The sequence below is a fragment of the Martinezella lusitana genome (genome assembly GCF_016901135.1).
Lineage (GTDB): Bacteria > Pseudomonadota > Alphaproteobacteria > Rhizobiales > Rhizobiaceae > Rhizobium > Rhizobium lusitanum_D.
The window spans coordinates 73,793-95,490 of record NZ_JAFEVL010000036.1; the positions used below are offsets into that span (position 1 = coordinate 73,793).

19 protein-coding genes and 1 pseudogene are annotated in these 21,698 nt (G+C 58.9%); 11 read left to right on the top strand and 9 right to left on the bottom strand.

Going from position 1 to position 21,698, the window contains the following annotated elements; translation table 11 throughout:
• The first annotated feature begins 84 nt into the window (after nt 1-84).
• On the top strand, nt 85-648 hold the full coding sequence (locus JTP94_RS13830; RefSeq protein WP_204851068.1) for a TetR/AcrR family transcriptional regulator: 564 nt from the start codon (nt 85-87) through the stop codon (nt 646-648).
• Between the two features lie 64 nt (nt 649-712).
• Here JTP94_RS13830 and JTP94_RS13835 read toward each other — a convergent pair whose 3' ends face one another.
• The 7 genes from JTP94_RS13835 to JTP94_RS13865 form a co-directional block, all read right to left on the bottom strand.
• Nucleotides 713-1,093 carry a limonene-1,2-epoxide hydrolase family protein gene (locus JTP94_RS13835; protein WP_204851069.1) on the bottom strand — a complete coding sequence of 127 codons (381 nt, stop codon included), beginning with the start codon at nt 1,091-1,093 and terminating at the stop codon, nt 713-715.
• 208 nt (nt 1,094-1,301) lie between these two features.
• Nucleotides 1,302-2,273, bottom strand: a complete 972-nt coding sequence (locus JTP94_RS13840; protein WP_204851070.1) for an SDR family NAD(P)-dependent oxidoreductase — start codon at nt 2,271-2,273, stop codon at nt 1,302-1,304.
• Between the two features lie 225 nt (nt 2,274-2,498).
• Nucleotides 2,499-2,885, bottom strand: a complete 387-nt coding sequence (locus JTP94_RS13845) for a GFA family protein (protein ID WP_204851071.1) — start codon at nt 2,883-2,885, stop codon at nt 2,499-2,501.
• Nucleotides 2,886-4,079: 1,194 nt separating this feature from the next.
• Entirely contained in the window at nt 4,080-4,295 is a 216-nt protein-coding gene (locus tag JTP94_RS13850) for a 3'-5' exonuclease (RefSeq protein ID WP_246754939.1), read from the bottom strand.
• Between the two features lie 116 nt (nt 4,296-4,411).
• Nucleotides 4,412-7,675: an error-prone DNA polymerase gene (locus JTP94_RS13855; protein WP_204851153.1), complete on the bottom strand. Its 3,264-nt coding sequence runs from the start codon at nt 7,673-7,675 to the stop codon at nt 4,412-4,414.
• Nucleotides 7,675-9,186 carry a DNA polymerase Y family protein gene (locus JTP94_RS13860; protein ID WP_204851072.1) on the bottom strand — a complete coding sequence of 504 codons (1,512 nt, stop codon included), beginning with the start codon at nt 9,184-9,186 and terminating at the stop codon, nt 7,675-7,677. The genes JTP94_RS13855 and JTP94_RS13860 overlap by 1 nt, the downstream gene beginning before the upstream one ends.
• On the bottom strand, nt 9,107-9,862 hold the full coding sequence (locus JTP94_RS13865; RefSeq protein WP_204851073.1) for an ImuA family protein: 756 nt from the start codon (nt 9,860-9,862) through the stop codon (nt 9,107-9,109). Before JTP94_RS13865 ends, JTP94_RS13860 begins: the two co-directional genes overlap by 80 nt.
• A gap of 74 nt (nt 9,863-9,936) precedes the next feature.
• Between JTP94_RS13865 and JTP94_RS13870 the strand changes: the two genes are divergently transcribed.
• From JTP94_RS13870 to dinB, 3 genes and pseudogenes are all read left to right on the top strand, one after another.
• Nucleotides 9,937-10,329 (top strand): hypothetical protein, encoded by a 393-nt coding sequence (locus JTP94_RS13870; RefSeq protein WP_409456608.1) that lies wholly within the window; start codon nt 9,937-9,939, stop codon nt 10,327-10,329.
• A 131-nt stretch (nt 10,330-10,460) separates the two neighbouring features.
• Nucleotides 10,461-11,723 (top strand): group II intron reverse transcriptase/maturase, encoded by a 1,263-nt coding sequence (ltrA, locus tag JTP94_RS13875; RefSeq protein WP_210384121.1) that lies wholly within the window; start codon nt 10,461-10,463, stop codon nt 11,721-11,723.
• 84 nt (nt 11,724-11,807) lie between these two features.
• Nucleotides 11,808-12,839: pseudogene (gene dinB, locus JTP94_RS13880) on the top strand (DNA polymerase IV); the annotation flags it as partial.
• 361 nt (nt 12,840-13,200) lie between these two features.
• Here dinB and JTP94_RS13885 read toward each other — a convergent pair.
• The gene (locus JTP94_RS13885) at nt 13,201-13,347 is read right to left on the bottom strand and encodes a DUF1127 domain-containing protein (protein WP_204851074.1); all 147 of its coding nucleotides are present in this window, start codon (nt 13,345-13,347) and stop codon (nt 13,201-13,203) included.
• A 170-nt stretch (nt 13,348-13,517) separates the two neighbouring features.
• On the bottom strand, nt 13,518-14,498 hold the full coding sequence (locus JTP94_RS13890) for a 3'-5' exonuclease (RefSeq protein ID WP_204851075.1): 981 nt from the start codon (nt 14,496-14,498) through the stop codon (nt 13,518-13,520).
• Between the two features lie 822 nt (nt 14,499-15,320).
• Between JTP94_RS13890 and JTP94_RS13895 the strand changes: the two genes are divergently transcribed.
• The 7 genes from JTP94_RS13895 to JTP94_RS13925 are packed head-to-tail and all read left to right on the top strand — an operon-like array spanning nt 15,321 to nt 21,293.
• Nucleotides 15,321-16,454, top strand: a complete 1,134-nt coding sequence (locus tag JTP94_RS13895) for a PotD/PotF family extracellular solute-binding protein (protein WP_204851076.1) — start codon at nt 15,321-15,323, stop codon at nt 16,452-16,454.
• Nucleotides 16,455-16,484: 30 nt separating this feature from the next.
• Entirely contained in the window at nt 16,485-17,411 is a 927-nt protein-coding gene (locus tag JTP94_RS13900) for an ABC transporter permease (protein ID WP_204851077.1), read from the top strand.
• Entirely contained in the window at nt 17,411-18,226 is an 816-nt protein-coding gene (locus tag JTP94_RS13905) for an ABC transporter permease (RefSeq protein ID WP_204851078.1), read from the top strand. The genes JTP94_RS13900 and JTP94_RS13905 overlap by 1 nt, the downstream gene beginning before the upstream one ends.
• Before the next feature lie 12 nt (nt 18,227-18,238).
• On the top strand, nt 18,239-19,327 hold the full coding sequence (locus JTP94_RS13910) for an ABC transporter ATP-binding protein (protein WP_204851079.1): 1,089 nt from the start codon (nt 18,239-18,241) through the stop codon (nt 19,325-19,327).
• Between the two features lie 24 nt (nt 19,328-19,351).
• Nucleotides 19,352-19,852 carry a nucleoside deaminase gene (locus tag JTP94_RS13915; protein ID WP_204851080.1) on the top strand — a complete coding sequence of 167 codons (501 nt, stop codon included), beginning with the start codon at nt 19,352-19,354 and terminating at the stop codon, nt 19,850-19,852.
• Nucleotides 19,849-20,646 (top strand): GntR family transcriptional regulator, encoded by a 798-nt coding sequence (locus tag JTP94_RS13920; RefSeq protein WP_204851081.1) that lies wholly within the window; start codon nt 19,849-19,851, stop codon nt 20,644-20,646. Before JTP94_RS13915 ends, JTP94_RS13920 begins: the two co-directional genes overlap by 4 nt.
• 2 nt (nt 20,647-20,648) lie before the next feature.
• Complete coding sequence (locus tag JTP94_RS13925; RefSeq protein WP_204851082.1) at nt 20,649-21,293, top strand: flavin reductase family protein; 645 nt, start codon at nt 20,649-20,651, stop codon at nt 21,291-21,293.
• Nucleotides 21,294-21,698 lie beyond the last annotated feature (405 nt).

Sequence of the window (21,698 nt, forward strand, 5' to 3'; positions counted from 1 at the left end):
TTGATAGGTGCATTATGACTATTGCGATCGACGCGTCAATGCTTATCTGCCATTTGGTAGGTGGTAGACATCGAGGGTATCGAAATGAGCACGAACACCAGGGAATTGATTCTGAGCGCTGCCACGCGGACCGCGCAGGCGCATGGCTATGGCGGTCTGAACTTTCGTGACCTCGCGCAGGATGTAGGCATCAAGTCGGCAAGCATTCATTATTATTTTCCCAGCAAGGCCGATCTCGGTGCGGCAGTGGCGAGACGTTATCGGGAGGATGCAGCGGCGGCTTTGGAAGCCCTGTCGGATGAGACGCCAGATCCGATCACGTGTCTGCGCCGTTATCCTGATACATTCCGCGCAGCACTCCAGAACGACAACCGAATGTGCCTCGGCAGTTTCATGGCGGCCGAGTATGACGATCTGCCGGACGCTGTGGCAAAGGAGGTCCAAGACTTTGCCGACGTCAATGTCGCATGGATCGCCCGCCAACTATCCGTGGCTTCCCTCGTTGCCGCTGAAAAAAGCGAACAGAGGGCGCGGGCGATCTTTGCCGCCATCGCAGGCGCGCAATTACTAGCGAGGAGCCGATCAGATATCAGTTTTTATGACTTGGCGATCGACAGCTACCGCGAGGCAGGGCTCCTGCCAGCTTAGGCGCTGGCGTCGAGTGAGAATAAGATTGATCCGGCATGGATCGTGGTTGGCTCCATGCCTATGATTACGCAACCGTCGCCCTCGCGGCCTGCACCTGCACCGAATCGAAATAATCGCGCCAGTGGGTGATCCTTCCGTCCTGTAGCTCGAATATGCCCATGACAGGAAATTCCCACCATTTGCCTTTGATCAGGAAACGGTCCAGTCTTTCGGTCATGACCACGCCGTTTCCACCTTGCGCAATATGATACACGCGCCAGTCTATCTCGCTCGCGTTGCGCATAAACGTCGCCAATCCCTGTCGGATTGCCGCGTGGCCCACCAGCGGGTCCCAAGGCATATTGTGATAGATGCAATCGGGAGCCATCATCGCTAGAATTGCGTCCGGGTCCCCGACATTCCACAGCGCGATGAAATCCCGAACCGTATCGATGTTGGATGGCATATGCTTCTCTCCTGATGTCACGTCCCGGTCCAGCCCAGCGCCCGCTGTGCAGCCGGTGCGCTTGCCCTCAACAGCGCTGATGCATTGCATGTCCCTTTATGCACCCAGGCAATCTCCGCGTCCGGGGAAGGCGGTGCGTGCGGGCCAAAGGCGAAGCACGTTCGGCTGTGAGCTATTGTCCGCGCCACAGCCGAGTTCGTTACTACTGTTATTCGAAGCGCTCGCCGACCATGTCTTCGCTCTTGCTCCAGAGGGCCCTGGCCCGCTCGGCATCGAGTGCATAGGCGCGAACACCCTCGCTGATGCGGCTGGCGGGGTTCTCCGTTACGGTCGCGACGTGGCAATTGTCGCAATAGAGACCACCGACCTCGTCAGCAGCGGCAACAAAGCCGGCCCATACGGACGTGGCGGCACCCTGCGGAATGGACTTCAGCTCGAAAGGCGACTTGCCTTGGGCTGCGAGTTCTTCGTTGATCTTGCTGACCATCGCCTCCAGCGCTCCGTCACCCAGATGACGGGTGAGCTCCGTGCGGATACCGCCTGGATGTACCGCCGTTGCACGAATCCCCCGCGCCTTGTGCCGTCGGTCGAATTCGACAGCAAACAGGATGTTGGCAGTCTTGGATCGCCCATAGGCAATCCAGGGATCGTAAGCCGTGCGTTCGAAGTTGGGGTCTTCGATATCGACATCGGCGAAGCGGTGGCCGGACGATGCCAGGTTCACCAACCGTCCGCCGGGCGCAATCAGGGACGCGATGCGATTGACGAAGGTGAAATGGCCGAGATGATTCGTGCCGAACTGCGTCTCGAAGCCATCGGCCGTGTGACCGAAGGGCGCCGCCATGACACCGGCATTGGCAATGACGACATCGAAGAGCCGACCATCTGCTAGCAGCGCATCCGCGCATGCGCGAACGCTTGCCAGCGATGCCAGATCGAGCTGGATCAGATCGAGGCTCCCACCATTGGCTGTCTCTGCACGGACGGTCGCCAAGGCACCTTCCGCCTTGGCCAGATCACGGGCGGCTCCGACCACATCGGCCCCATGGGCTACCAGCGCCCGCGCGGTTTCGACGCCAAGGCCGGCGGACACGCCGGTGACGAGCACGCGTTTGCCGCTGAGGTCGATCCCGGAAAGCACGTCTTCGGTGGTGGATTTGGCCCCAAACACGTTTGTCATCAAATAATCTCCTTGTGCTTTGCACATATAAGCAGCGGTGCTGGACAGACCACTGATCGAGTTAAGGGAATGTTGGTGCGCTTGCGCGGTCGCGGATGGGTGTCGGAAAACCCACAATGCGGCGTTGTCATACCGCCAGCCAACCCGTCGGTGCTTGTCGTGCAATGGTACCGGACCAACGATGTTTCCAGTGGGCTCCTTCCGCCTGCCAGCATCGTGCCCGCGTTACGCAAACTGTGGCAAATCGTCGTGTATCTCGTACCACTCGGCCTTCGAGGCGACGAAATAATGTGCGGTCGGTGGCGCCGGCAGCGGCGTATCGAGCGTCCCCAGCCGTAAGCGGACGACATCTGGCATCTCATCGCGGCGACTCATGATCGACGAACCACAGCTGGAACAGAAGAAGCGATGAACGCCTGGCGAAGAATCGAATGCCTTCAGCGCAGCCTCGCCCTCGATGATCACGAAGTCGCTGGCTACAACGGATGCATTGGTCGCAAACGCCGTTGCGGTTGCTTTGCGACAACGTGAACAGTGGCAATAGATTGCTGCACCAAGCTCCCCGCGAACTTCGTATTTCACCGTACTGCAGAGGCAACTGCCTTTATACATATTAGCTCCTGTGGCCGACGTAACGTTTTGCGCTTATTTAACGGGATGGAAGTTCTTTGCCTTCCGCCTGGGCGGTCGCGACCAGTTCGTGGCGAATCTGCCTGTTACGCCCGCCGACGTCGCGCATCGTCACGACGACAATATGTCGATGTCGTGCCCAGCTTCAGCACCGTGAGCTTCCAGAACCTGATGCTCGCGCTGGTCACGACCGCCACCTTGGTGCTCAACCCAGATCCCGCCATCTTGGAGAATGACGAAAGGATATACAGCTCTGTCCATCTAGGCAAGTAAAATATACAGGTCTGTCTGTCCATGGGCCTACGAATGTACTATTTGGCGGGCATGGAAACAGTGCCACGCAGCAATTGTCTAATTTCGTTGACCGGGCGCTTGCCGCGCGCGCTCCACGAAAGCGCGTTCTGAGAACCGGGCCAGACCTGTTTTATCGGCTCAGCATTCATGGGGTAGGTATCGACAAGATCATCGCCGATAAGCGCATGGTTCGAACTGTGTCGATACCTCTGAAAGAAGTTTCCTCGGTTCGATAGGCTGATATCCGCTATCTGCCCGAACATGCCAGCGAGTATGGTAGCGATCCTGCCCGCATCGGCGTGATCGGGGATTTCGCCGGTGGATAACCGAATGACAGGCTCCCGGCATCGCCAGTTTCCGTCTCACCAATTTTACGCGCAATCTCATTAAGCAACGATGCCTAAGCGGAAGCGCAAAAAACGCTTCCGCTTGCCGTTTCCCAAAAGAATACCGACCAAAATCGGGTTCTAACCCATGGCTTATCTTCAGCTTGTTATCTTGCGAATGCTGGCGACCATGGCTTCACGTTCGAACGCCACGCTTCCTTCGACGAGACGGCCAACCGAACTTTGCCCTGCCAATGTGGCGAGATGGGCTAAGACTCGTTCTCTACCTTCCCGACGAGACCTATGGCGTCTGGTTCCGCAGACTCTCCAGTCTTTTAATCACCGGTTCTATCTCGCGGCGGCGCTGCGGCGGCGTCCAAACCACCAGATTTAGTTTTCACAAACGGCCGAACCTTATCCACCGAGTTCTTCGTGCCTTGGCCACCGACCACGTGCTCTTCAATAGCGCAGTCGGCGCCAGGGCACAGCCGACCGTCGACACGGTGCTTGTCACTCAGCGCTCCTCAATAGAAAGTTGCCAGCAAACGGCCAGTCGCTACTTTGGGTTTAGCCAGCCGTCTCGCAGGACATCGCGAAGCACGTGTCGGGTAAAGGCAACGAAGAACCCAGCAGTGGCCTCGATCTGATCGTCGGAAAAACTCCACCATGCGCCATCGTCAAGACCGACGAAGATGACGCTATGGTACTCAAGCTCTTTGCTCTTATGGATCGTCATCAGCGGAATTGCGAGAACGCCAGCCGTACATTTCAAGGGTCGTCTTGGTCTAGGCATTAGCGACCGAGTGTTGGCTGACACCGTCAATCTCTGGACCGCAACACCTGTCGCCTTGCTTTTGACCGCATCGCCTCTGTAGCCGTCCACCGAACTCACTGAAAATTCCGGCTTTTCACCTTCAGTGTGTCGATGTGCAAATCAGGTATATAAATTTCCCGCGCCTTGACGCCCATCGGCGGCCGCTCGCGGCTGTCGGGGCTGCCCGGTGAACCATGGGCGAACTCGTCGCCCCGTCCTGGCGGCAGCCGGAAACCATCCCGCTCGCCAAGGCTTGCCAGATCGGTGGTCAGATCGAACATCCGTTGCGCCACCAGATGCACCACGCCCCCTTCGCGCTGGATCTTGCCGTTGATCGCCATCATCGCGGATCCGAGTACGACGCGGCGCTGTTTTTCAAAGAGGCTCGGCCAGACGACGATATTGGCAACGCCTGTCTCATCCTCGATGGTCATGAACATGACGCCCTTGGCACTGCCCGGTTTCTGGCGGACGAGAACAAGACCCGCCGTCATCAGCCAGCGGCCGTCGCGCGCCGATGTCGCCTCGGCGCAGGTGACGATGTTTCGGCGGGTGAGATCCTCGCGCAGGAAGCTGACCGGATGGGCTCGCAGAGTGACCCCCGTATGCCCGTAGTCCTCGACGACATTGGCGCCTTCCGTCATCTGCCGAAGCGTCACATCCGGTTCCTGCTGTTCGGCGATTACCGCCCGCTCACGATCGGCGGCAGCCGCGAATAGTGGAAGCGGGTCGTCGCGCAAGGCCTTGATCGCCCAGAGCGCATCGCGTCTTTCAAGTTTGAGAGCCGGTCGAAACGCATCAGCTTCGGCAAGCTTTACGAGAGACGCCGACGACACGCCGGCGCGCCGCCACATATCGTCGATGGAAACAAAGGGCTCGTCACCCCGCGCCACCGCGATTTTTGCCGCATCCTGTTCGGGAAACCCCTTGACCAGGCGTATCCCCAGACGCACGGCATGGCTGTCGGTTCCCTCAACCGCTTCGAGCGTGCAATCCCACCGCGACCGATTGATGCAGACTGGCCGGATCGCAACGCCATGGGCTCGGGCATCGGTGACGATCTGAGCCGGCGCATAGAACCCCATCGGTTGCGCATTGATGAGGGCGGCACAGAACACGTCCGGATAGTGGCACTTCACATAGGATGAGGCATAGGCGATGAGGGCAAAGGACGCGGCATGGCTCTCGGGAAAGCCATAGGAGCCAAAACCCTCGAGCTGCGAGAAGGTCTTTTCGGCAAACTCTTCCGTGTAGCCGTTTTTCACCATCCCCTGGACCAACTTGTCCTTGAACTTGCTGACCCCGCCGGTGAACTTGAATGTCGCCATCGAGCGTCTGAGCGCATCGGCCTCGCCGGCGGTAAAACCGGCACAGACGATCGCGACTTTCATGGCGCTTTCCTGAAACAATGGCACGCCCAGCGTCTTGCCGAGCACGGCCTCCAGTTCCGGCTTCGGATAGATGACTGCCTCCTTGCCCTCGCGCCGTCTCAGATAAGGATGCACCATGTCACCCTGGATCGGCCCGGGGCGAACGATCGCCACCTGGATGACCAGGTCGTAATAGGTCTGGGGTTTCAGCCGCGGCAGCATCGACATCTGCGCGCGGGATTCGATCTGGAAGGTACCGAGCGTGTCGGCCTTTCGGATCATCGCGTATGTCGGCGCATCTTCCGGCTCGATGGTGGCGAGATCGAGCGTTATACCCTTGTGTTCCTCCAGGAAGGCAAAGCTCTTGGCCATGCAGGTCAACATGCCCAAGGCCAGCACATCCACCTTCATGAACTTGAGCGCCTCGATATCGTCCTTGTCCCACTCAATGGTCTGGCGGTCCTGCATGCGCGCCTGTTCGATCGGTACCAGTTCGTCGAGGCGGTCATTGGTCAGGACAAAACCGCCCGGATGCTGGCCCAGATGACGCGGAGCCCCCATCAACTGCTGCGCCAGCTCCAATGTCAGCCGCAGGCGGCGGTCGGACATGTTCATGTTCAGCTCATTGACCTGCTTTTCGCCGACGCCCTCCTTGCTCCAGCCCCAGACACCGGCCGACAGCGCCGTGATCATGTCTTCGGGCAGGCCGAGCACCTTGCCGACATCGCGAAGCGCACCCTTGGCGCGGTAGCGGGTGACGGTCGCGCAAAGGGCAGCCTTCTGCCGGCCGTAGGCCTTGTAGATCCACTGGATCACCTCTTCGCGTCTGGCATGTTCGAAATCGACGTCGATGTCGGGCGGCTCGTTGCGCTCGGCGGAGATAAAACGTTCGAACAGCAGATCGTTTGCGGCCGGATCGATCGCTGTGATCCCCAGCACATAGCAGACGGCGGAGTTGGCAGCACTTCCCCGGCCCTGGCAGAGAATATCTTGAGATCGCGCAAAGCGGACGATGCTGTAAACCGTCAGGAAGTAAGGGGCGTAGTCGAGTTTGCGGATCAGATCGAGTTCGTGATTGAGGGTCTTCACCACATCATCAGGCACCCCTTCGGGATAGCGATCGCGCGCACCCTCCCAGGTGAATTTTTCCAACGACTGCTGCGCCGTCAGTCCGGGGATGATGGCTTCCTCGGGGTATTGGTATGTCAGCTCGCTCATGTCGAAGCGGCAGCGATCGACAATCTCGCGGGTGCGGGCGAGTGCCTCGGGATAGCGGCTGAACAGACGGTGCATTTCCTCAGGGGGCTTCAAAAAACGATCGGCGTGCCGTTCGCGCAAGAATCCGGCCTGGTCGATGGTGGTACGATGGCGAATGCAGGTGACGACATCCTGCAGCTGTCGTCTGCCCGGCTCGTGAAACAGCACGTCATTGGTGACGACCGGCCGGACCTTTTGCCGGATCGCCAGGCTGTTGAGCTCATACAGGCGCAGTTGATCGTTCGGCCGCCGGCGCAGCGTCAGTGCCATATAGGCGCGGTCGCCAAATATCTCTCTCACCTTGCGCAGCTGGACGGCACATGCGTCATCGGCCTCGTCGGGGATCAGGACGGCGAGCAGGCCCTCTGCATAAAGAGCCACATCCGACAAATCGAGGATGCACTTGCCCTTGCCGCCCCGCTCCTTGCCGAGCGACAGAAGCCGGCAAAGCCTCGAATAGGCAGCCCGGTCCGTTGGATAGACCAGCATCGACATGCCGTCTGTCAGATCGAGCCGGCAGCCAACGACCAGCCGGACGCCAGTTTCCTTGGCCGCTTCCCAGGCGCGCACGATGCCGGCAAGGCTGTTGCGATCGACGATCCCGAGCGCCGCAATGCCGAGTGCCTTGGCGGTAGTGAACAGCTCATCGCAGCCTGACGCACCGCGTAGAAAGGAAAAATGACTGGTGACCTGGAGTTCGGCGTAGCGCATCAGCCATAGATCCCGTGCAGAAACCATTTGGCCGTTCCGGTCGCGGGATCCACACCATCGCCGGAGCGATAGACCCAGAAGCGATTACCGTCCTCATCCTCGACAGAATAGTAGTCCCTGACAGCCTCCATCTCGGAGGAGCGGACCCACCACTCTCCGAACACCCGTTCCGGTCCGTCGCCTCGCTGGATGCGCCGGCGCTTGCCGCGCCAGGTCATGGACGCCGGCGGGTGGTCGGGTGTGAGCGCAATCACCTCGATCCGTTCAGGGTGTTTCAGCATCCGGCTCGGCCGCGGCCAACGGGTCGGCCAGGCCTGACCCAGCTTTTCCGAAACGGGGGAGACGCGGCCGACATTGCGCTCGGGAACGTCGCTTTCGACAGGGGCCAGCCGGTACATGCGCTGGCCGCGATTTCCAAGACTATCGAGCAGCGGCGTGACATCGACGACGGTTTCTTCGACAAGCGCGGAAATCGATTGCTTCTCTTCGAACGGCTCGATCATCGTCGCGGCAAGAGACAGTTTCTCGATGCCGAAACCGGGATCGATTTTCTCGATGCTGGAACAGAGAAGCTTTGTCAGATGGGGGATGTCACGCACCGGCTTTGCCGTGCCGGCACGCAGCGACTGCAACGTGTTGTCGACGCGGTAGATGATCAGGTCGGCGCGGCGAACGCCCTGCCCGCGCGTCTCCAACACGGCACAGAGTTCGACCACCAGCTTGCCGATATATTTGGCGATGGTTTCGGCAGCCCCGATCGGCTCAGGAAAGGATCTGATCACTTCGATCAGGTCCGCTGTGCGAATGGGGTCGATCGGTTCGACGACGCGTCCGAACATCTGATCGAGCCTGCGGCCGACCTCCGGCCCAAAACGCAGAGCCAAAGGCGCCCGCGGCGTTGCCGAAAGTTCGCCGACGGTCCGGAACCCGAGTACCGCCAGGCCGCTGACGATGCCGGAAGGCAGGCGAAGGCTGGAAATTGGCAGGTTAGCGACAGCTTTGGCTGTCTCACCAACCGGCACAATAATCACCTCACGCCGCGTGGCGCGAGCAATGGCATGGGCAATGCCCAAGGTGTCGGCGATGGCGCCGCGGGCTTGAAGACCGTGACCTCTCAACGCGTTGACAAGACCAGTCAGCATCGGCAACTCACCGCCGCGCAGATGGTCGGCCCCCTCGGTATCCATGACAATGCCATCGGGACCGTCCATCGCCACGACCGGCGTATATTGGCGCAGCATCCATAGCGCCAGGCGCTCGATTGCCAAGGCATCACCTTGTCGATCGGCATCGACCAGATGCAGGCCGGATATCATCGCCTGGGCTTTGGCGGCGGGCATGCCGATGCGGACGCCCGCCTTGAAGGCCGCAGCGTCGATTGCCGCAACGCTGCGTTTTGATCCACTGCGCGCAACGACCACAACTGGTGTATCAGGCAGAATTCCGGGCTCCGCGCGCCTGATCCTGTCCGTCGCGAGCGTGGGGAGAAAGACTGATACGACCCGTGGCATCGCAGGCACCTATTTCAAATTCTGCGGCTTCTCCCGCTCTTGCTCTGATCAATTCCGCCAGCCACCGTGCCCGCCCGATACCGGGCACGGGCAGCGGCTCGGACGGCAGGACGCTGATGCGCCATCGTGTCGTGGCGGCTGTCGGCTGCCCGAAATCAGCTGCCTCCGTCGGGCGACGCCATCGTCGAAGCGCAATGCCAATCGTTCCTGAAGCCTCGGCCGCCAGTTGCAGGCGTCGCGAGGCGGTCATGGGCAGGCGCACAAGCTCGGCAACGACGGCGCCAAGTCCACCAAAACGCAGCCCCTCTTCGAAATTGGTCAGCACGTCCTCTTCCCGGTCGGCCTCGACATAGATCACTCGATCATGATGGAGGCCTGCCTGTGCCAATGCCGGCGCAAACAGATCCGGCCGTGTCAGGCACCAGAGCACGTCGCCCTTCGTGCGCGCGACGATCCCGGCGACGAACAGAGCGGCGGCCGCGCCATGCACCGCGTCGGCGCCACCACCGGCCACTTCGTGCAGTGCGCCGCGGGCCAGCCCACCACCGGGTAGCTTTGCGTCGATCTCGGCAATACCGAACGACAGCACCTCGCCCTTGCGTGCAGCTCCGCCTTCAAGCCGCCGGATGCGGTCCTGAAGTTCGAAAATGACGGGGTTGGCGGCAGTGATGGGCATCGGTTTCCAACTTCGAGAGTGCATTTGCATAGCCAAAAAAGCTGATATGTTCTGTTTTTGTTCTTTAAACACCAATGAGTCAACGGGCAAGAATCGGGTGGACTGCAGCCGGCATCACGCGACGGCTGTTGCTCAGTCGATTCATCAAGCAGATTCAATTCGATGCTGAATGTGATGAAAAATATCGTGAAAAAGAAAATAGAGATATGCCCGGCCTGCTGACGCTCAGAGATTTCAAGGGACCGGTGATTATCGTCGAATGTAAACCGTGCGGGCAAAAGGGCGAGCTTGATCGCAAGGCGCTGGTGAAACAGTTTGGCGCCAGCATGCGTTTTGTGGATCTGCGCCGTCGCATGGCGATGGGTTGCGACAAGATGCATTGTTCTGACGGGCAGGATAGATGCGGGACGGGATTTCCGTGTTTGCTGGAGGCGGCCGTAGTTCTTGAGCTGCAAAAGCCCACGTGATCGGTGGAGCTCTCAAAGCTTGGTTGCATTCCGAAAGAGTCGGAAACATCGCCTTGAGCCGCATTGGATAGGAGGACGGCGTCCGGCAAAGGATAGGTGAGCAGACGTTCCTTGATGGAATTCGGCGAGAATTGCGCTCTGGCGCATACCAACCGAGCCCATCACGACGGAAGCTCATCCCCAAGCCGGGCAAACCGGGGCAGTTCCGACCCTTGGGCATTCCCACGGTAAAGGATCGCGTCGTCCAAGGCGCGGTCAAAGCAGTTCTCGAGCCAATCTTCGAGGCCCAATTCTGGCCTGTCTCCTACGGGTTTCGGCCCGGAAAGAGCACGCATGGGGCCTTGGAGCATATCCGGCTATCTCTCCAACCGCGCAAGCGGGAAGCGGATAGCCGACGGCACCAAATGCCATACAACTGGATAATCGAGGGCGACATAAAGGGCTGTTTCGACAACATCAACCACCACCACCTCATGGAGAGGCTACGCGCACGCGTGGCCGACCGGCGGGTGACGGGGTTGGTCGGGCAGTTCTTGAAGGCTGGCGTTCTGGCCGAGGATCAATTCCTACGTACAGATAACGGCACGCCTCAGGGTGGGATCATCTCCCCGTTGCTGGCCAACATCGCACTGAGCGCGATCGAGGAACGCTACGAGCGATGGACCTATCACCGCACGAAAATCCGGAACCACCGCCTCTGCGACGAGGCGGCGGCGGCACTAAGCGCACGAGGACGGGATCGCCGGCTAGGACGCTGTGTGTTCTTCCCGATCCGATATGCCGATGACTTTGTCGTGTTGGTTTCAGGCTCGGAGGAAGATGCCATCGCGGAGAAATCCGCCCTGGCGGATTACCTTCGGCGGACAACCGGTCTCGAACTGTCACCGGAAAAGACCAGGATCACGGCAGTGACGGAAGGATTCGAATTCCTCGGATTCCATGTCGCAATGCGATGGGACAAACGATACGGGTATTTCCCCCGTATCGAGATACCCAAAGCAAAAGCCGCTGATCTGCGTCACAAGATCAAGGTACTCACCAAGGTCGATACGAATTTGGTGACCCTTGGTCACAAGCTCGACGAACTGAATCTCATCCTTCGCGGCTGGGCTGGCTACTATCGCCACTGCGCCAGAGCCGGAAAAGTGTTCACGGCTATCGACTGGTTCGTGACGCGCCGTATCTGGTGCTGGCTTCGCAAGAAGCGCCGAAAAGCACGGGTGCGCGACATCATGCGGTCCTTCGGACCGAGCCGTCGCCGCCCGACAAGACGCCTCTGGCAAGAGGGTTTGCACGAGCAGTATATTCTCGCGTGGATTCCTATTCGCCGGTTCCTTCTTGGCTGGATGAAAACGCCCAACTTTGCCATGTCTTCTGGAGAGCCGGATGCGTAACGAAAGGCGCACGTCCGGTTCGGCGAGAGGCGATGAGAGACCACCCGCCGCGAGGCGGCTAGGCGCTCATCGCCTACTCTACCATTTTATGCGTCAGTCGAGCAGCGAGACAACCCGGAGCTACGTGGGCTACCATTGGCCGTCGGCGGATCGGCGGCACGCGGTGTGGTGGCAGCAGCGAGTTACGGGGCCCGAACCTTTGGCGTGCATTCCGCCATGCCGTCGGTGACCGCCAAGCGAAAATGCCCTGATCTGATCTTTGTACCGCCGCGCTTCGAGGTCTATCGGCAGGTCTCGCAGCAGATCCGGGAAATCTTTGCCGAGTATACACCATTGATCGAGCCGCTGTCCTTGGACGAAGCCTATCTCGATGTCACCGAGAACCTGAAGGGAATGGAGATTGCCACCGAGATTGCGCTGGAAATCCGTGCGAGGATCAAGGCGGTTACCGGCCTCAACGCATCTGCCGGCATCTCCTACAACAAGTTTCTGGCCAAAATGGCGAGCGATCTGAACAAGCCGAATGGCCAAGCTGTCATCACGCCGAAGAACGGACCGGGGTTCGTCGAGGCCCTCCCCGTCAAGAAATTCCATGGCGTCGGGCCGGCCACCGCCGAGCGGATGAAACGTCATGGCATAGAGACGGGGCTTGATCTCAAGTCGAAGTCCCTCGCCTTCCTTCAACAGAATTTCGGCAAGTCCGGTCCGTATTTCTACGGCATTGCCCGCGGCGTCGATGAACGGCAGGTTAGACCTGATCGCATCCGCAAGTCCGTCGGCGCGGAAGACACCTTCGTTGAAGACATCGACGATTTCGATCTCGCCAAAGCCGAGCTGCGGCCATTGGCCGAGAAAGTCTGGAGGTATTGCGAGGCGCACGACATCACGGGGAAGACCGTGACTGTCAAAATCAAATATTCGGATTTTAGCCAGGGGACACGCAGCAGAACAGTGTCGGGATCCGTTTCGGACATCGAGATGATCCTGGACATTGCGGAGACGCTGCTCGCCTCTGTGTTCCCGTTCAAACGTCCAGTCCGGCTTTTAGGGATCACCCTTTCATCGCTCAACATGGAAGAATGCTGGCAAGAACCGCAGCTAGCTCTCGGACTCTGATGCAGCCGGCCCTGAAACGAAAAAGCCTGCCGCGGGAGGAGGTGCGGCAGGCTTTCCGAAAAGAACCGAACAACGGCTGGGAGGAGGAGTGCCGCTGTTCCGACAGACGCCCCTTGGGAGGAGGAGTGGGTCGTCTGAATTCGAAGCTCTGCGGGAGGAGGTGCATCGCTTCGATGAAACCAAGATACCCATTCCCTCCGCATATTAAATAGACCTTGCTGCAGTGCAGCTATGCGGGAAATGCACGGCCTAATTCTGCTGAGAGCGATCTCCAACTCAGGGCTTCGTGGCAGGCCAGGCACGGAAACGCCCGCGTCATCAGCGGGCGTAGTGTCATTCAGGATGGGCAGGAAAAAGTCGCTTAGCGAGCGACCGACTGGCGGGCGACGCTGTGGATGTCGGCACGATTGATACCGAGGTCCTGCAGGTCGCGCGAGCTCATGCGGCCGAGTTCGGTAACCGTCTGACGATACTTGCGCCAGTTATTGAAAGAGCGCGCCACGTTCATGATGATCCCCTTCCGTGAGGTCTTTTGACGCCAGCAACTTGCTTCAGTTCCAACGTCGTTTCGATGGTTGGAATATAGGCTCATGGACGTTCGCCGATAAGGCACAAGGTCTCAGGTCGGCCATGCGCTCGAAGCATGGGTCTAATCAGAAGATTGGCTGAAGGGGGCTATCAGGCCCGGAACCGGTCGAAGGCGGTCAGCCGTTTGACTGGTGGATCGGCGTCCGGATAGCGGTAGATTTCGGCCCTGAGATAGCGCAGCTCATCATCGAGCACTTCTTCCCCAACCTCGATCCACCAGGATTTGAGACGACCATCGCTTCCGTCGGACCAGCGATAGCCTCGCGCCTTCAAGTGGTCCTTCATGTCGAAGGGACTGTTCTCCGCAAAGATCCGGACACGCGAAGTCTGGCTTGCTTCATAGAGTTCGGCGAAAGCGGTGGAAGCCGATCCGTCCACCTCGCGAGCCAGGACCTCCAGAAGTGCAAAGCAATCGTCGACCGCACGATGACCATCATGGAAGTAGCCCGCCTGCCCGATGAGGTAGCCGAGCTTGGTGCCTTCATAGCCGCGCAATGACCAGTCGATCTCAGAGTTGGAGCAGGCCCAGGCCTTGCCAGAAAACAGATGGGAAAAAGCCTCGCAGAATGGCCGGTCGAAACCGGCATTGTGGGCGATCAGCAGGTCAGCCGGCTCAATCAGCGCCCGCAACGCAGCCATATCGATTGACTGCCCGGCTACCATGTCATCTGTGATCCCGGTGAGCCTGGTGATTTCGGGGGGAATGGAAATGCTCGGCTGTTGAAGCCCACCGTAGACCCCGGTGACGTCACCGATGTTTCCTTTGGCATCGAAGGTGAAAGCGATCATACCAATCTCGATGATCTCATCCTTGCGAGCATTAAGGCCCGTGGTCTCGGTGTCGAGGATGATGCCCTTGAGGGGGTACGCTGGCCGGGCGAATGACGCGATTTCGCGCGGCATAAGTTTCTGCAGGATTCGATATCGACCTGTCTCCGAGAGGTGCCGAACCATGTCCTCTTCACTCATGGAGACGGCGGCCGGTTCGGACTTGGCGAATCTGGAAGCAGCCCGCGTGACCACCCGGTCGCGCGAAGCCTCTTCCGAAAACATGTCGAACTGTTCTGCCATTGTTTCTACCATCACCCTGCCGCCGGTTCCCACCTTCAAAACACGGCGAGATCGGCAGATCAACCACGTTGGTGCGAGGCATCATCAACAAGCCGAGCGACATTCACTACAAATGGCGCGGTGCAAGTTGTGACGGCTTTCAGCCGTTGCGAAAGCGCCCAAGCTCGTAATGGGCATACCAGCTGTAGCGGGGCACCGCGAAAGCCGTTCGCCCCCCGCAAGACCGGTCAAAAGGGTTGCCGCAGGAGGTTTAGCATAGCGACGGCAATGCCGAAAACCGGGATCGACAGCCCCCGGCACGCGGGTCAGCTTTTGAAATCCCCGTCTGCTAAGTGCAATGATAGGACGCGGTAGATGCCATTTGAGTTTCTGGCTTTGGTTTGAAGTCGACTTATCCCGCAAAGCATGGAGGTGGCGCTGCCCCGTTCTTACACAGCATCGCCCCGCATGCCGCCCTGCAGACTTCTCAGTAGATTTAACTTTGAAAAATGGACGCCCGCCATCAGCGGGGTGATCGCATGCACAGCGATCCTGGGAGCGATCTCCACGGTATGGCTTGCTGATGTCGACTAAAGAATTGTTGGCATCGATCCTATGAAATCGCATGCAATGATATCAACCTATTGCATGCGAATTGAGCAAGCCGATATGTGATCGCCCCAAGTTTGTGCAAATCAGAAGCGTCAAGAAGGAGCTGGCTGCTCAGCATAGTTTTGAAAACGCTAAGTTTTCACAAGAATCGCAAACTGGCACGCCCTTTGCATGAATATAATCGCACGCACTTGTTGCATACGATTTAACCAAGCCTGAAGGGAACAGAAAATGCGCATTCCATCTCTTATGTCCCGCGACATCAGCCGACGCGGCTTCCTGAAGGCTGGTGCCGCAGGCGTCGCCTTTGCAGCGGCCAATCAATGGTCCACCGCCTATGCGGACGATCCGAACGTCTTGAACTACCTATCTTGGCCCGGCAATGCCGATCCGTACCTGATTGCTGACTTTGAAAAAGAAAATAACGTAAGGGTCCGGATCAAGGAATATGTCGGCGGCGACCAGATGCTTGCCGTCATCAATCAGTCGCCACCCGGGTCGTTCGACGTGGTTCTCGCCGATGCGGAGTATATGCACCTTCTGCATGCATCCGATTTCATCGAAGAACTCGACCCTGACGATTATCCGATCAAGGATTTCTGGCCGGAGTTTCAGAAATTCCCGCTGCACTGGTTCGATGGAAAACTCTACGGCGTCATGACGGATTTCGGCTATCTCGGCCTGTCCTACAATACCAATACCTTCAAGCCGGAAGAAGTTAAGTCCTACGCGGCAATGTGGAGTGAAAAGGCAAAGGGCAAAGTCGGCTTCTTCGACTGGTATCTGCCTTCGATGGGCTCGATCAGCCTGTCCAATGGCAACCTTCCTCCGTTCGATATCTCTGAAGAGAAATTCGAGGCCGTCAAGGAAAAGCTCTTCACCCTGAAGCCCCAGGCCTCCGGCTTCTACACCATTGCTGACATCTTCTCCTCCTTGACCAACGGACAGGCCCAACTCGTGCCGGGTATCGGCGAGTGGATCACGCTCGGCCTGCGGCTGAATGGCGTGCCGGTCGACACGATCATTCCGGATGAAGGTGGCCTCCAGTGGACGGAGTCGCTTTCCATCGTCAAGGGCACGCCGAAGAAGGACCTTGCCCGCAAGTTCATCCAGTACACCACCTCGCCGCAGGGCCAGGTAAAAATGGCGACAAAGGTGGACAACAAGAAATCGATCCCGTCGATTGCCGGCTGGAAGCTCCTCAACGAGACAATGCCGAAGGATGCAGAAATCCTTCGCATGAAGCTCGATCAGCCGAACGTCATGGATGAATACAAGGCCAAGAAAATCCAGTTCCGCCAGTTGCCATCGGAACAGTCCATTGAGGACTGGAATGACGTGTGGAGCGAATTCAAGAGCCTCTGATCGGAAAGGCTCTAACCTGGAGAACCTGGGATGACAGACATCGATGCATCAATGCTGAAGGCTGGCCAGGGGGCCGGGCGCGGTTCATTCCGTGCCCGCACCGCTGCGTCGCCTGCGACCATGCCTGCCATTCTGGGGCTCCCGGTTCTGCTTTGGCAGCTCGTGTTCTTCGCAGCTCCGCTGATCTTCCTGATCGTCGTCACTTTCTGGCGCGTCAGGTCTTTCCGGCTGGAGCCCGACTTCTCGCTGGATAACTGGTCGAGAATATTGTTCTCCACCCCTTTCCAGAGGGCCTTGGTCTACACCGGCGAAGTTGCTGTAACCTGCACTGTGCTGACGCTGGTGATCGCGCTTCCCGCCGCCTACACCATCGCCTTCCGACTCACCCAGAAAATGCGTGATCTTGCGGTCACATTTCTCATCGTACCGGTCTTCTCAAGCTACATGTTGCGCATTTATGCGTGGCAAATCGTCTTAAGCCCCGACGGGGTCATCAACAGCATCGTCAAGCGTGCCGGACTGACCGGATTGCCTTTGCTGGGCGGTCAGTTCTCGCTTCAGGTCGGCTTGCTGACGCTGACCCTTCCTGTCGCGATCCTGATCCTCGTTCTCGCCTTCGCCGGCGTTGATCGCACTCTGGTCGAGGCCGCCGAAAACCTTGGCTGCCGCCGCAGCAAGGTCATTCTGCATGTCCTGCTTCCGTCCATACGTAATGCAATCTTCCTGGCAGGATCGACGGCCTTCCTGATGTCCTTCGGCGATTATATCAGCCCGCTGTTCATGACAGGCAGCAAGCCACCGACACTCTCCATTCTGATCGTCGATACCGTCAAATCGGGATCGCAGTGGCCCCGCGCTTCCGTCATCGGTGTCACCATGCTGGCGATCCTGGCACTTGTATTCCTGACGGCAGGCTTCCTCGGCCGCGACCGCCGAACCCAGAAGGGAGGCCACTGATGTCCCTGCCGCTCATAACCCGCCTGTCGCGGTTTCTGCAATTCGGCCTGATCGGTGCAATTGCCCTCTTTATCGCAACCCCGATGCTGGTCATCGCGGTATTCTCGTTCGATGCCAATCGCTTTCCAACGATCCCCTGGGGTGGCTTCAGCCTGCAATGGCACCAGGCCGTGCTGGCAGACAGCATGATCCGCGACGCCTTCCTCAACAGCCTGATTGTCGGTTTCGGAACTGCCATGATCGCCACCGTTCTGGGATTTGCCGCCGCCTATATCGACTACCGGTACATGTTTCGCGGAAAGACGCTGTTCGGGCTTCTCGTGGCTATCCCGCCGGCCGTTCCCGTCAGCATCATGGGAATGGCAATGCTTGCATTCCTCTCTCGCATCGGGCTGTTCGGCAGCGTCGAGGCCATCATCGCCTGTCACGTCGCCATTGCCACTTCCTTTGCCATGGCAATCATCCGGCTTCGTCTTGGCGAATTTTCCCGGGACCTGGAGCCCGCAGCCTGGAATCTCGGTGCATCACCGTTTGCGACCCTGTTCACGGTCGTCCTGCCCTTCTGCAAACCGTCTCTGATCGCGTCGTTCTTTCTCTCGGCGGCGGTATCCTTCGACGAGTTCCTGATTGCCTGGTTCGTCGGCGGCGTCAACGAGACGCTGCCGGTGCGCATCCTCAACCTCCTCCAGGGGCAGGTGAACCCGAAGATCAATGCCATCGGTACCATCGTCCTCATCATCAGCATCGTTCTTGTCCTCGTGGCGCAACGCTTCATCGGTGTTCGTGCAGGCAAGACCGCTTCCTCCAATCCTTGAAAGGCAGAAGACATGTCGAATGCATTCGTGACCTTGGAAAACCTCGATAAACGCTACGCGACCCACCACGCGGTGAAGGCAATCAACCTTGATATCCAAGGCGGCGAGTTCATCGCCCTGATGGGGCCATCCGGCTGCGGCAAGTCCACGACCCTTCGGCTCCTGGCAGGACTGGACCAGCCGACCGGCGGCGATATCCGGATCGGTGGGCAAAGCATGCGCGGCATCCCGGCGTTTCAGCGGGACACGCCCATGGTCTGGCAGAGCCTTGCTCTGTTTCCGTTTCTCTCCGTTGTTGAGAACGTGGAGTTTCCCCTTCGGATGAAGAAAATCGGCAAGCGGGAACGGCGCAAACGGGCGATGGAATGGCTCGAGCGTCTTGGGCTCAGCAGCATGGCTGAGCGCGGTATCGCTCAACTGTCCGGTGGGCAGCGTCAGCGCGTGGCAATCGCACGGTCGCTGGTGACGCAGCCTTCGATCCTCCTGCTCGATGAGCCACTCAGCGCGCTCGATGCCCATCTCCGGGTCCGAATGCAGACCGAACTCTCCCGCCTTCACAAGGAACTCGGGATCACCTTCGTCTATGTCACCCATGCACAGTCGGAAGCCTTTGCTCTCGCAGACCGGATTGTCCTGATGAAAGATGGGGCGATACAGCAGACCGGCCGACCACAGGACGTCTACCGCGAACCCGCCAATGCCTTCGTCGCCGAGTTCATGGGCATGAACAACATTATCAGCGGGAAAGTATCCGGACACGACGAAGGCAAGGTGCGGATCGACGGTCCGCTGGGGACATTTACCGTGCCGACGAAATCGAGCATCTCCGATCATGACAAGGCAAGCTTCGTCATCGCAGCGGATCGCATCAGCCTGTCCTCTTTGCCGACGGGCGACACGGCGGGAGACGGCGTGACAGGCAGCGTCATCGGTATCGAATTCGTGGGCTCGACCCAGACGATCTTCTTTGACGTGAAGGGCAAGGAATTCCGCGTCCAGAAGCAACAGCACGAGATCGATGCACTCGACCTGACGCCCGGCAAGGAACTGACGTTGAACTGGCAGCCCCAGCATGCCTGGTTGCTGCCCGAAGCAGCATAATAAACAACCAAGGCAGGAGACCCAATGACCTACAATGAAGACTTCATGCAACGCGCCGTGGAATTGTCACGGCAGGCACTGACGAAACCCGGTACCGAGCCTTTCGGTGCGGTCGTCGTTCTCAACGGAAAAATCGTCGGGGAAGGTTTGAACCACTCCCTGGCAAACTTCGATCCGACATCACATGGTGAAGTCGAAGCCATGCGCGATGCCTGCCGTCGTCTGGAATGCGTCGACCTGACCGGGGCCGATATGTACACCTCCTGCGAACCCTGCGCGATGTGCGTGGCCACCATGGAGGTCACCGGCATATCGCGCCTGTTTTATGCGGCCTCGATGGACCAGGCCGGGAAAGCATTCGAGGGGTTGACGAAGAAGGAACGGCATCCCATCGATGTCGACAAGGTCCGCAAAGCGGCGGGCGCGCTGCTCAACGAGCGTTCGATGCCCAGCGCGCAAAGCATGGACGGGCAAGCCACGGATATTCTCAACACGTGGGTGGAAATGAAGAAGGCAGGAAAATGATCACTCGCAATGCACAGAGCGGTGGAACGGCTCGTTCGGTGAACGATCCGACCGCCAAGGGCAAAGGCCCGCCCGCCAATGACGGGACCGCAGCAGGTCGAACAGCCGCACCCAGCTCGCGAACGGAAGCCGTTCAGGACGCTCTTCGCCAGGCGATCATGGAACAGAAATTACAGCCAGGCGCTCGTCTGCCCGAAGATGCAATCGGGGAGACGTTCGGAACCAGCCGCACCATCGCACGGGAGGCGCTGGGACGCCTTGCCGTGGAAGGATTGGTTGAATTGAAACCGAACAAGGGCGCTTATGTCGCAAACCCAACGCTTGAGGAAGCCCTCGATACCTTCATGGTTCGCAGAGGCCTCGAATGCACCGTCACCGGCCTCCTCGCCGGAAAGCTTAAGCCCGCCGAGATCGACGCGCTGAACAGCTTCATCGAAAAGGAACACGCCGTTTCCGGCGTCGACGATCGGGAGTCGATCCGTCTTGCTGGCGAGTTTCACCTGCTGCTCGCGCGGATGACCAGGAACCAACTTCTCATCCGATATGTCACGGAAGTGGTGTCACGATGCTCGTTGATCCTGGCGATGTATGGCCGACCCCACTCGGCCGATTGCGGAGTGGACGAACATCGCCAAATCGTGCAGGCGCTGGTCAACGGTGATGCCTCACGCGCCAACGAACTGATGGATCACCATCTCGCGTCGGTCGCCGGGAGAGCCATGCTCGAAGCGAGGCAGGAACGCGACATCCGCGACCTGCTGGCACCCTATGCCGCTCGAATAAAAGGTCTCTGACAATGACAGCACATATTGCTGAAGCCCCTGCAAACAGCGGGGTGACTTCTTTCGACTTCACGACGCTCAGCGCCCGCGAACGCTACAAGCTGATGATCGGAACGATCATCCCTCGTCCAATCGCCCTCGTCACGACCGTCGATGAACTTGGCCGCGTCAACGCGGCGCCGTTCAGCTTCTTCAACTGCCTGTCGGCCGATCCGCCGATCCTGGCGCTGGGTGTCGAAAACAATCCGGACATGTCCTTCAAGGACACCGGCCATAATATTCGTATGACCGAGGTCTTCACCGTCAACATCGTCTCCGTGGCCATCGCGGAAGCCATGCATAGATGCGCAGCGAAGTACCCGCGCGGCATCGACGAGCTGAAAGAGGCGGGACTGACGGCCATGCCGGGCATCAAGGTCGCATCGCCGTGGATTGCGGAAGCGCCGGCATCCTTCGAATGCCGCCGCCACATCACGCTCGAACTCGGCAAGTCACGTCAGATCATCATGGGCGAAATTATCTACGCGCATTATCGCGAAGGCGCTGTCGATGAACGGCTGCACGTTGATCCCGATGTCATCGACGCAATCGCCCGTCTCGGTGGTGATACCTGCTCCACCATTCGGGATCGGTTTGACATGCTGACGCCGAAGCTCTGAGTGGACGGTAACACGTGATTTCCGCTTGGGGTTAGAAGAGGAAATATGACCTGTCGCCTCAAAAGTAATCGAACCGGCGACCTGGAAATCCACCAAGCGCTTGGCGAAGCTATGTCTTTGGCCGACTTCCGCACGACTTCACGTGGCCATTCTGTGCCCACCCGATAGACATCATAGGAAGCGTTGGGGTCTTTGCCCATCCCCCAAATCACCCGGACGGGTCTGCCCCGGACCAGAGACCCCCGAGGTCGTGTGGGTCCATCAAGAATTCGCGGATGGGGCGGCACGTAGCGCTCGACCAATTCGCCCGGGAGATCGTGGCAGTCTCTGGCGGCCTCTGACTCGCCGAACCGAATCCTTCACCACCGCGAGGTCGGCGACACCGTGAATTAGTGCCGAATCCGG

Excerpts from the sequence above, each read along its gene's own strand:
- JTP94_RS13870 (WP_409456608.1), top strand. The coding sequence starts at position 9,937 with ATGAGTCAACGGGCAAGAATCGGGTGGACTGCAGCCGGCATCACGCGA.
- JTP94_RS13830 (WP_204851068.1), top strand. The coding sequence starts at position 85 with ATGAGCACGAACACCAGGGAATTGATTCTGAGCGCTGCCACGCGGACC.
- JTP94_RS13860 (WP_204851072.1), bottom strand. The coding sequence starts at position 9,186 with ATGCCACGGGTCGTATCAGTCTTTCTCCCCACGCTCGCGACGGACAGG.
- JTP94_RS13840 (WP_204851070.1), bottom strand. The coding sequence starts at position 2,273 with ATGACAAACGTGTTTGGGGCCAAATCCACCACCGAAGACGTGCTTTCC.
- JTP94_RS13845 (WP_204851071.1), bottom strand. The coding sequence starts at position 2,885 with ATGTATAAAGGCAGTTGCCTCTGCAGTACGGTGAAATACGAAGTTCGC.
- JTP94_RS13915 (WP_204851080.1), top strand. The coding sequence starts at position 19,352 with ATGACCTACAATGAAGACTTCATGCAACGCGCCGTGGAATTGTCACGG.
- JTP94_RS13905 (WP_204851078.1), top strand. The coding sequence starts at position 17,411 with ATGTCCCTGCCGCTCATAACCCGCCTGTCGCGGTTTCTGCAATTCGGC.
- JTP94_RS13865 (WP_204851073.1), bottom strand. The coding sequence starts at position 9,862 with ATGCCCATCACTGCCGCCAACCCCGTCATTTTCGAACTTCAGGACCGC.
- JTP94_RS13890 (WP_204851075.1), bottom strand. The coding sequence starts at position 14,498 with ATGGCAGAACAGTTCGACATGTTTTCGGAAGAGGCTTCGCGCGACCGG.
- JTP94_RS13835 (WP_204851069.1), bottom strand. The coding sequence starts at position 1,093 with ATGCCATCCAACATCGATACGGTTCGGGATTTCATCGCGCTGTGGAAT.
- JTP94_RS13855 (WP_204851153.1), bottom strand. The coding sequence starts at position 7,675 with ATGCGCTACGCCGAACTCCAGGTCACCAGTCATTTTTCCTTTCTACGC.
- JTP94_RS13900 (WP_204851077.1), top strand. The coding sequence starts at position 16,485 with ATGACAGACATCGATGCATCAATGCTGAAGGCTGGCCAGGGGGCCGGG.
- JTP94_RS13910 (WP_204851079.1), top strand. The coding sequence starts at position 18,239 with ATGTCGAATGCATTCGTGACCTTGGAAAACCTCGATAAACGCTACGCG.
- JTP94_RS13885 (WP_204851074.1), bottom strand. The coding sequence starts at position 13,347 with ATGAACGTGGCGCGCTCTTTCAATAACTGGCGCAAGTATCGTCAGACG.
- JTP94_RS13925 (WP_204851082.1), top strand. The coding sequence starts at position 20,649 with ATGACAGCACATATTGCTGAAGCCCCTGCAAACAGCGGGGTGACTTCT.
- JTP94_RS13895 (WP_204851076.1), top strand. The coding sequence starts at position 15,321 with ATGCGCATTCCATCTCTTATGTCCCGCGACATCAGCCGACGCGGCTTC.
- JTP94_RS13920 (WP_204851081.1), top strand. The coding sequence starts at position 19,849 with ATGATCACTCGCAATGCACAGAGCGGTGGAACGGCTCGTTCGGTGAAC.